The sequence below is a fragment of the Streptomyces sp. NPDC051578 genome (assembly GCF_044454045.1).
Taxonomy (GTDB): domain Bacteria; phylum Actinomycetota; class Actinomycetes; order Streptomycetales; family Streptomycetaceae; genus Streptomyces.
Map to the genome: position 1 here is coordinate 1,049,568 of NZ_JBITDH010000002.1, position 8,822 is coordinate 1,058,389.

4 protein-coding genes and 2 pseudogenes are annotated in these 8,822 nt (G+C 67.0%); 3 read left to right on the top strand and 3 right to left on the bottom strand.

Going from position 1 to position 8,822, the window contains the following annotated elements:
• From ACIA6C_RS16030 to ACIA6C_RS16040, 3 genes and pseudogenes are all read right to left on the bottom strand, one after another.
• Window positions 1-228, bottom strand: a pseudogene (locus tag ACIA6C_RS16030) (helix-turn-helix domain-containing protein); the annotation flags it as partial.
• 1,068 nt (window positions 229-1,296) lie between these two features.
• The gene (locus tag ACIA6C_RS16035) at window positions 1,297-3,264 is read right to left on the bottom strand and encodes an RICIN domain-containing protein (protein ID WP_399276166.1); all 1,968 of its coding nucleotides are present in this window, start codon (window positions 3,262-3,264) and stop codon (window positions 1,297-1,299) included.
• Window positions 3,265-3,417: 153 nt separating this feature from the next.
• Window positions 3,418-3,915, bottom strand: coding sequence for a hypothetical protein (locus tag ACIA6C_RS16040; protein ID WP_399276168.1), 498 nt, complete (start codon window positions 3,913-3,915; stop codon window positions 3,418-3,420).
• A gap of 622 nt (window positions 3,916-4,537) precedes the next feature.
• Between ACIA6C_RS16040 and ACIA6C_RS16045 the strand changes: the two genes are divergently transcribed.
• The 3 genes and pseudogenes from ACIA6C_RS16045 to ACIA6C_RS16055 all read left to right on the top strand — a co-directional run.
• The gene (locus ACIA6C_RS16045) at window positions 4,538-8,095 is read left to right on the top strand and encodes an ALF repeat-containing protein (protein ID WP_399276170.1); all 3,558 of its coding nucleotides are present in this window, start codon (window positions 4,538-4,540) and stop codon (window positions 8,093-8,095) included.
• Window positions 8,095-8,496, top strand: coding sequence for a hypothetical protein (locus ACIA6C_RS16050; RefSeq protein WP_399276172.1), 402 nt, complete (start codon window positions 8,095-8,097; stop codon window positions 8,494-8,496). Before ACIA6C_RS16045 ends, ACIA6C_RS16050 begins: the two co-directional genes overlap by 1 nt.
• Before the next feature lie 95 nt (window positions 8,497-8,591).
• Window positions 8,592-8,714, top strand: a pseudogene (locus ACIA6C_RS16055) (IS701 family transposase); the annotation flags it as partial.
• Window positions 8,715-8,822 lie beyond the last annotated feature (108 nt).

Sequence of the window (8,822 nt, forward strand, 5' to 3'; positions counted from 1 at the left end):
ACCACCTTGCTCCCACACCCGCCGCCAACGCCGCACACTCTCGGCACACACTCCCACCGCCCCCGCGATCTCCGCATTCGAAACACCGTCCTCGAACAACTCGACCGCCCGAACACGACGCGCCTCCGCCAACTGAGGCCGTGACAACGGAGGAAGGGAGGAACCGGCAACCGAGGGGGAAGGTCGATAAGCCACCCCGACAGCCTCCCACCCACACGGCCACCACACCCACCGAACTTACGAAAAGATCAGTAAAGGTTGTTTCACAAGGTGATCGAGGCCCTTGGCGAGGTACGCGAGCGACCCCATAATGAGCGTCTTTGGCCCCTTTCCAGGCCATCAAGCCGGAGGGTTGGATCGGGGCAAACCGGACGCCACTCAGGCCTGGCCACCCTTCTGCAACAGCCTTTAGAAAAGGCCGGTGGACGTGTACTGCGTGAGGTTCGCAAGGATCTCGCGCAGCCACGGGCTGCGAGCGGCTGGTAGCCGGACCAGGGTGTGCTGGAGCGTTCCCCGGTCGGCCCGAAACAGGCAATTGGGGCGCGGCGGAAGCGGGTCGTCGCGGAGGACGTCTTGGGGGATGCCGCCCGACGCGGGAACCGGCAAGTACGGCTGGGGGGATACCAACCACAGCCACACCCCCAGCGGCAGCGGCACCGGGTATGCCGATGCAGCCGGCCGGCCGGGGCCAGGTCTGCCCCGTCTGCGGATGGACCGGTACCAGGAGGATGTCGACGCCGGCGTCGGGGGCGGGCTGTCCCGGCCCAGCCAGGACGGCCCGCCGCTTCGGCCGGCCCCCGGGCAGCAGGGCGTCGAGCGCGCGTTGGACACGACTGTTCGTCCGCTGACAGGTGTTCAGGTGTTCAGGTGTTCCGGTGGCCTGCCTCGGGTCGTACTGCACCAGGGCGCGCTGGGCACTGGTCCTGTCCCGCGCACCCATTCCGGCGCGGTCTGCCACGACTGTAATGCGGGCCCGGGCGCGGAATTCCGATCCATTCCAGTGGCCCGTCGCGAGGCGTCCGTCCCCACTGGGGGTGGTGTGCGCCGGTCGGCCGGGGTGGCCGGTGACCGGTGTTCAGCGAACGTCGGCGTTGGTGCCGGTGCCGAGGGGGCGTCGGGTGGGGGAGTGGGGTACCGCGAGTTCCTCGGGTGTCGAAGCGGGAGTTTGTACTTGACTGGGCACTGCCCGTGCAGGGCTTCCTCGGAGAGAACGAGTGGCACGCGGAACCGGGCAACGGCCGGCTGCCATGGGCGGCCGGCCGTTGCCCGGTGTGCTCGTAACCCCTTGGGGGGGGGTTACAGGTACCAGCTCTGCCCCGCGTAGGAGGCGTCGGGGGAGTGCCCCCACTGCTGGGCGGGTGCGCCGTTGTCCTTGCTGGAGTTACTGATCTCCAAAGTCTTGCCGCTGTTGACGTTGGTGATGTCAAGGCTGACCGAGATGCCGGCCTGCTTGATCGTCCACTGCATGGTGGGAATGTCGTAGCAGGTGTACTGCTGCGCGCGGGCCCCGTTGTCCTTGCTGGAGTTGATGATCTCCAGGCACTTGCCGCTGTTGACGTTGACGATCTGGTAGACGCCCGCGGTGGCGGTCGGGCGGAATTCCCACTTCGCGCCGGGCTGGGCGCCGCAGGTCCACTGCTGGGCCGGGGCGCTGTCGTCCTTGCTGGAGTTGGTGATCTCCAGGCACTTGCCGCTGTTCACGTTGCGGATCTGACCGCCCGCGGGCAGGGGGAGAGGGGAGGGCCAGGCGTGGACGCCTACGGCGATGGTGCCCTGACCGTTGCCCTTGTAGAAGTTGAAGCGCAGCTGGTTGTTCCAGAGGCCGCCGAGGTCGGTCTTGCCGTCACCGTTGAAGTCACCGGACAGCATGATGGGCATGCCGTTCCAGGCGTTGTCCGGCCACATGGAGACGCCGGCGTCCAGGCCACCGGCCGCGTTGCCGCTGTAGCGGCGCAGGGCTCCGTCGGAGGCTATGGCGACGACGTCGTCGCGGCCGTCGCTGTTGAGATCACCAGTGGTGATCTTCTGGATGTTCAGCCAGGTGGTGTCCGCCCACATCTTCCGGCTCTGGCCCGTCAGTACGCCGTCGGGGCCCGTGGCGTAGGCGTACAGGGACCCCTTGGCGTCGCCCGTACCCCAGACGGCGAGGAGTCCGTCGCGCCCGGAGGCGTCGGCCTTGTAGCGGGCCAGCTGGAGCATGGCGTTCCAGTTGGTGCTCGCGTCCGCCCACATGGCCTTGCCGTCGGCCAGGCTGCCGTCAGCGCGACCCGCGTACAGGCGCAGAGCGCCGTCGCTCCAGACGGAGGCGATGTCGGTGAACCCGTCGCCGTTGAAGTCACCCCCGATGATCTTCTTGGCGGGCCCCCAGGATCCGTCGGTCCGCCACAGCGGGCGGCCGTACTCGAAGGTGCCGTCGGGCCGCCCGGCGAAGGTGTGGAGGTTTCCGTCGGTGGTGACGGCGGCGATGTCTGTGCGGCCGTCATGGTTGAAGTCGCCGGTAGCCATCACCTTGGTGACGTTGGGCACCAGCGCCGCCAGCCGGGTTTCCGGAGTGGTCTGTCGGATCTGGTCGATCCAGGTGGTGACGTCGTCCACACGGGCTTCCACGGCGCCGGTGCGGGTTTCGGCGGGGTTGGTGCCCAGGCAGCCGCCCTGCCAGGAGAGCGAGTTCACGGCGGCCAGCTCGAGGCGGCCGTCCTTCAGCCGCAGAGCGGGCCCTCCGGTGTCCCCCTTGCAGATCACGGCGTCGCCGGCGGCGTTGAGGTTGACGGTGCCGGCTTCGACCGAGGCCACGGTGAACATGCCGACGTGCGCCTTGTCCGGGACCCACTCGGTTTTTGTCCGCCCGAATCCCAGTGCGGTGACCTGCTCGCCGATCGCCGGGGCTGTGGAGGCGACCTTGACCGGCTGCACTCCCACGACGCGCCAGGCGAGTTTCACCATGACGAGGTCGCGGTCCGCGTGTGGCACGAGCTCCACTGCTTCGACCACGGTGCCGCTCGGCTGGCTGAGGTCGGTACGGCCCACGGTGACGGTGGTCTTCTCTGCGGGCTTGCCAGCTGGAACCGGTGCGGTCCCGTCGCGGAAGCAGGATGCGGCGGTGAGCACCCACTGGGGGTCGACCAGGGCGCCCGAGCAGGCAGTTTTGTCCCCGAAGTTGAGCTTGGCCGCGAAGGAGTAGTCAGCGCTGGGAGCGTCGCTCCCGTTCAGGGCCGTGGCCGGCCCAGCGCCGATGAGACCGCCGGCCACCGCAGTGGCGAGCATGGTCGCAGCCCACGCCAGGCGTGAACCGTTTACAGACATGATGTTCCTTTTCGGTGTGCGAAGAAGCCGGGCCCCATCGGCCGCCGGCGTGCGAGCGTGCATGGGTTGTTTCTTACTGCGGGGTCTAAGGGGTGAACAGGCCTTGGAACATGCCTACTTGGAGGTGCGAATCTCGACGAGCATGTGGTCGCGGCCCTCGGGGTCGGCACTCTCGCCGACCGCAGTCCAGGCGTTCTTGGCGACATCGAAGGACTTTTTCTCGGCGCCGACCGTCATGTCGACCTGGGCGCTCTGGTCGACGCTGCCCTTGACGGCGTACACGGCCGGGACCTCAAGCGTCAGCCAGCCGCTCTTCCCGGTGACCTTGAAGCAGATCTTGTCCTGGCTGCGACCCCAGACCTCGAGCAGACCGGTTTCGCTGGCGCAGTCGGCCAGCACGATGTGCCCGTCGCCCCGCTTCAGGACGATGTTCTTCTCGGTGAGGATCTTGTCCGCGTTCGGGTAGCTGTAGTCCTCTACGGCATAGCCGGGTGCCGCGTCGGCCACGGAAGCCGTGTTCCTCGTCGGCTGGCCTGCCGACGACGTCGTCCACAGCACGGCCGCCAGTCCGGCGGTACATGCCGTCGCAACGAGGCGGGTGACGAGTTTCATATGCGGTTCCCTCTTATGAATCACGTGCCGCATCCCCTTTCTCTATGCAAAGCGACGCGCGCCGAACGGATGTCTCTGCGCTGCTGTTTCAGGGAGATGCGGAACAAGTCGTGGATGTAGCCGGGATGACGGCTGCCGATAATTCCGCGCAGGTCATTTCAGCCCACCTGGCGAGGCGTGAAAATTCATCTGGGCGAGCTGAAGCGGTTTTCTGCGGTGCCTCATTCAAGATCACAATCCGTCCACATGTCCAACAGGATAAACCGGAAATATCTGTACAGAGTTGTCGAATCTGTCTGCTAAAAAGGCTAGTTTCGCGAAGGTTGTAGGACTGGATGTGAAGATCATGTGGATGATATGAGGTCTCATCCCCATGAATGTGTGGGATTCAGCGAAACTGGAACAATAACTTCCGGATAGAGCAGTGAAGTTGTACCTCGCATTGCTGGCCAATTGACGTTCGGCTGAATGAATGCTGGGATCATGCTGCCTTGACGCCCCGACAGCACCTGCGCGCTATTTGCGTATCTGTCTGGGGCGTTGCTGGGGGCGGGCGGCCCGTGCCGCTCCATCGGGGCGAGTACGGGTCGGATAGATACAGCGAGAGTGGAAAGGGGTCGTGATGCCACAGCAATCACGGCGGGTGTTGAGTAGGCGTCAGGCGCTGGCTATTTTCACCGGGGCAGCAGCTGGCAGCGTGCTGTCCACCGGTATGTTCGGGACGCGCCCGGCATACGCGGCGGGCGGTTCGGGTGGCACGCCGGCGGTGCCCGAGGGATCTGGGCTTCCGGCCACCGATCGCGGCAAGGTGGTCTGGGCGTACCGATCGGGCCGCCGGGCCGTGCGCACCGCGGCGGCAGCGGCACTGGCGGGCTCTACCGCGGACATAACGGAGTTCCTCGGCCAGAAGGCACCTGTGGCCTGGGCCGAGGACAACAGGTTCGCGCTCGCGGAGTCCCTGACCACAGCGGGTGTGGCGACGCGCAAGGCCATCAACGCGGCGTTGTCCAGCGGGGACGCGGCGGTCGAGGCCCTCCTCCAGGGAGGTTTCCAGACTGCCGTGGACGAGGACCTCAGGGTGGCCGTGAGTACGGTCCAGGCCCACGGTGCCAAGGCCGTGAAGGGGGCTGCATCCGCTGCGCTAGCGGCCGATTCACCCTTCGCATTGCGGGCCTTCCTCAGTGACGGGCGGTTCACCGCGCAGGAGGAGGATGATCGTGTACAGGTGATGACCATCCTCGCCTCAGCGTCACCACAGGTGGCTGAGTACGCGACTCGAGCCATGAACGACGGATCGGCCAGGGCCATCGGGTGGTTCCTGGAGACGGGTCAGTACATCGCCCGGGCACGCGACGAGGAGATGGCCACGATCAAGCAGTTGGTCGACGTCGTGGAGAAGGAAGGACGCCGCGCCAGTCTGAAGACCGACGAGGCTGTCGAGCTGTCCGCCCAGGCAGTCAGTGCTTCCGAGGAGGCGAAGGCCTCGGCGCTGGCTGCCAAGGCCGAGGCCTTGGCAGCCGAGCAGGATGTCACACTCTCAGCCAAGGCGGCTGGAAAGGCCGCGCAGGCGGCCATGGGCGCGGCCGCGGCTGCGTCGACTGCCGTGTCGGCCTCACGGACAGCGCAGGCCGCCGCACAGCGTTCGGTGGCTGCTGCCAATGCCGCTGCTGCGGCAGCGGCGTCAGCGGGACGGGCTGCGGCGAATGCCTATCGTGCGGCGATCGCTGCGTCCAAGGACAGGGCGATGGCGGGCGAGGCCACCGCGGCGGCGGACGTCGCACTGAAGCTGGTGAGCTTCGTGCGCACGGTGGCCGCCAAGGCAGACGTCGCGGCCATTGCTTCCGAGGCGGCGCTGCGGGCGGGCGACGCCGCCGCCAGCTCGGCGAACAACGCGGCCGACGCCGCTCGCGCGGCGGCCGACGCGGCCGTGGCCTCCGGAGCAGCCCGGTCCGAGGCCGCTGCCGCGAAGCGGGCCGCTGCCGAAGCGGACGCCGCCGCGGCCAGGGCGACCCAGGCGGCGGGCAGGGCGCGGAACCTGGCTGGGCAGGCGGCCGCCGCCGCCCGCGCAGCGCGTGACGCGGCCTACAGCGCCGCCGCTCACGCCGAGAAGGCCGCTGCCGCGGCCAAGGAAGCGGCCGCCCACGCCGGTGAGTCGGTCGACTATGCCAACCGGTCCACACTGGCAGCCGAGGCCGCTGTCGCGGCTGCGCAGGCCGCCGCCGACGCGGTCGTCAAGGCGCGAAATGTCGAACAGCTGGCCCGCCAGGCCGAGTCCGAGACTCTGGCCGAGGAGACAGCCGAGGCGATCGAGCAGGCCCGGCTCGCGGCGAAAGCGGAGTCGAACGAACTCGAACGGTTCAACCGGGAGCGGTCCCAGGAAGCACGCCTCTCCGAAGAGCTCCGAGCACTCATCAGCGCTGCGGAATCAACACTGCGGAACGGAACCATCGAGCAGGCTGCGGCAGCCGGGCGCAAGGCGGCGGTCCGGCTCTTGGAGGGTTCGGGGACCTGGACCCGTCAGGCAGCGGAGTACGCGCTGGCCGGTTCGGACCAGGACGTCGTCAACTGGATCGGGGCCGACCGCGTCCTCGCGCTGCAGCAGGACAACGTCGACAACGTCGCGGCGCTCGCCGCGATGTCGACGAAGGCCGTGGCCGAGGCGGCCGCGAAGGCTCTGAAGACCGAAGACCCCGCCAAGATCAAGGCCTTCCTGGAGACTGGAGCGGTCGAGGCAGCCGCTGATGACAACCGGGTCGAGGTGGCCAGGATCCTGGCCGACCCCAGCAGCGGCACGCGGGTGCGAAAGGAAGCAGCGGCCGCACTGGACACGGGGACCGCCGAGGCCGTGCACACCTTCCTGTGGGTCGGCCGCGAGGCGGCCGCACGCGAGGATGACCGGGTGGCTGCGTCCACACTCCTTGCAACCGGAGGCCCCTACACCAAGGCGGCGGCGCAGATCGCGCTCGAGGGCGACACCTTCATGCTCCGCCAGTTCATCGCGACCACTCAGCACGACTTCGCGCGGATCGACCACGACCGCGCCACACACATCAGCGCGGTCCGTGCGTCGATCGCACGCGCGGCCAAAATCGCGGCGAACGCACAGGAGGACGCGGCTCGCGCCTCCGAGGCTGCCGCCAACGCACGACAGGCCGCTGACAAAGCGACCGAGTGGGCCAACCTCGCCAAGGGCTATGCCAAGGATGCAGCGACGTCTGCACAAGAAGCACGCGACAACGCCGATGCCGCTGAGAGGTCCGCGGCCGAAGCGGCGAAGTCCGCCCAGATCGCGAGCAACGCAGCCGCCGCGGCACTCAAGGCGAGCAGCGTGGCACGTCAAGCCGCGACACGAGCCGTGCGGTCCGCTGAAACCGCCGCGCGATACGCCACGGACGCCTCCATCGCGGCAACAACCGCTCGCAAGCAGGCACTCGAAGCCGGCAAGGACGCCACCGCCGCCGCGCAGGCCGCAACCCAGGCCTACCACCTCGTTGCCGAGGCCGCGGCGCGCCAGGCGATCCAGGACGCGATCGACAATGCGACCGTTCCCGTCGACTCCGGCGGAAACAGCCTTCCGGTCGGAGCCGAGAGCTGTCTGACGCCGTTCGGCAAGCCCATCGAGTCCGGAAACGGCAATAACCCGTTCGAGCTGGGGTGGAGCTGGTTGACAGGGGGCGGCGATCGGTCCCAGTGTTTCGGCCCCAACGACAAGTTCACCAAAATCTACCGCGAGCATCCCCACACCATTGAGGCCCTCGGCTACTTTGCTGATCGGGTGCGGTCCGGGGAATACGAGCTGGGCCACACGTACATGTACGGCTATAGCCTCGCTGGCTTCCAGGGCCTGAAGTGGCTCAGAGACGCCGGGGTCACGGCGCCAGTAGACCACTTCCTGACCGGATACACCGGAAACTCCGCGTACGCGTTCCTGGGATCACAGCAAATCCGTATGACGCCCATCCGGAAGAACGCGGACGGCAGCGTGGTGTGGCGTTACACGGCGTACAGCGAGCAGAGCATCGAGTCCGCGACCCGCCCGCCTGTCATCGGATACCAAGACTGGTACAAGGAGACCGCCGGTAAGGCCATCAATGGTTTGATCGACTGGGTCAGTGGCGACTCAGGGCCGGGGTCAACCATGACCGTGGTCGTCGAGTTCAACGTTACGCTGGGGCCGTAGTGGGCAAGCTGACGGGTGGACGTCGGTTCGCCGCTGCTCTTGCCGCTTCTGCGCTACTCACCGCAGGCTGCACGGCTCAGATCGGCGCCGAAGACGTGCCCGGCCTATACCGCAACGATGAGACCGGCGGTAAGATCCGGCTTGATCCGGACGGCACATTCACCGCAACTGATCTGTCGACAGACGCGCACACCGATCCCGCCAATTTCCACGGCCAATGGGAGACCGTCGACAGCTCCGCCAGCGACTTCATCTACCTGGACATCGATGAGCGTGGCATTGGTGAAGTCTCCGGTATCCAGCTCTACGTGCGTGGCAAAAGGAAGGTAGCGTTCAGTACTCCGGACGGGTCGTGGTCCCTCGAGCTCAGCAAGAGCACTGAGACCAAACCTGGCATTTAACCTCCGCCCGTGGTCAGCGCGTTGAGCTGACCACGGGTCTAATACTGCAACGGCGTTTGGCGTGACTGATTGCCAGGACGGTCGTTGGTCTGGTTGTGGGTGGGGTATTTGGTGATGTGAGGGCGTGGGCGGCGGGTCTGGGTAAGGTGCATGAGCGGTGTGTGCACCGGTTTGCCCGGTCGGAGCCGCGTGAGTCGGCACTGGCGTATATGCGAGGCCAGCGACAACATTACCAACACCGCAGCTCAGTTGTGTGAGAAGGCGAACGGGCTGCGCCGGCGCGCAGTGGACACTGGCATGCCCTTCACCTTCGAATTCGAGTACGT

Excerpts from the sequence above, each read along its gene's own strand:
- ACIA6C_RS16035 (WP_399276166.1), bottom strand. The coding sequence starts at position 3,264 with ATGCTCGCCACTGCGGTGGCCGGCGGTCTCATCGGCGCTGGGCCGGCC.
- ACIA6C_RS16040 (WP_399276168.1), bottom strand. The coding sequence starts at position 3,915 with ATGAAACTCGTCACCCGCCTCGTTGCGACGGCATGTACCGCCGGACTG.
- ACIA6C_RS16045 (WP_399276170.1), top strand. The coding sequence starts at position 4,538 with ATGCCACAGCAATCACGGCGGGTGTTGAGTAGGCGTCAGGCGCTGGCT.